This is a genomic window from Oleiphilus sp. HI0086 (genome assembly GCF_001635225.1).
In genome coordinates this window covers 1-807 of record NZ_LWFZ01001185.1, presented here as the reverse complement: position 1 = coordinate 807, position 807 = coordinate 1, and the positions used below count along the sequence as shown (strand labels likewise).

Annotated in this window: 1 protein-coding gene; it reads right to left on the bottom strand. The window is 45.4% G+C overall.

Annotated features, from left to right (window positions below; genetic code table 11):
• Positions 1-89: 89 nt before the first annotated feature.
• Positions 90-807, bottom strand: a 718-nt coding sequence (locus A3756_RS20700) for an SPFH domain-containing protein (protein WP_068554491.1), incomplete at its 5' end; no start/stop codon positions are given.

The window sequence follows — 807 nt, the reverse complement described above, 5'->3', positions numbered from 1 at the left end:
CAACAATTTCTGCAAGCGCAGTAACGATGAATAGCGCGATGGTTTTTAGCTCAAACATAAATTAGGCTTTATCTTGCTACCCTAGTGTATTACTTCCCTATCATACCCGCGATAGCTTTTGGTAAATCGGCAGGTAAGATTACCGACTTGCTGTTCTCAGATGTCGCCAGGCTTTCTATCGCTGAAACATACTTCTCACCAAGAAGGTAGGTCACTGCCATGTCTTTATCGGTCAAAGGGGCAGAGACCATTGAGATTGACTGCTGCCTCGCTTCTGCCAATAGCAATTCAGCTTTAGCATCTTGTTCTGCTGCTTCTTTTCGGCCCTGTGCTTCCAGTATTTGCGCTTGCTTCTGGCCCGTGGCTTCTAATATCTGGGCTTCTTTAGAACCTTCAGCTCTGGTCACCGTTGCACGCCTTGCCCGCTCTGCAGAGGCTTGCTCTTCCATTGCTTCTTGCATCGTCTTAGAAGGGTTAATGTCCTGAATTTCAACTGAACGAAGCGCTATACCCCATTCCGCAATTTCATTCGCAATCGTGCTAGTGAGGCTGGTTTTTATTTGCTCTCGAGAGCTCAATGCCGCATCCAGATTCATTTCACCGATAATTGAACGAAGCGTTGTTTGGACTTTGGTTTGTATCCCTATCGTGTAGTTATCAACACCGTACACTGCTTTCTGCGGGTCAGTAATGGAGATATAACCTACGGCACTGGCAATAATAATAGCATTGTCTTTTGTAATAACCTCTTGGCTAGGAATATCCAATACGATTTGCTTAGTTGTAAGCTTATAGGCCACCTGGTCA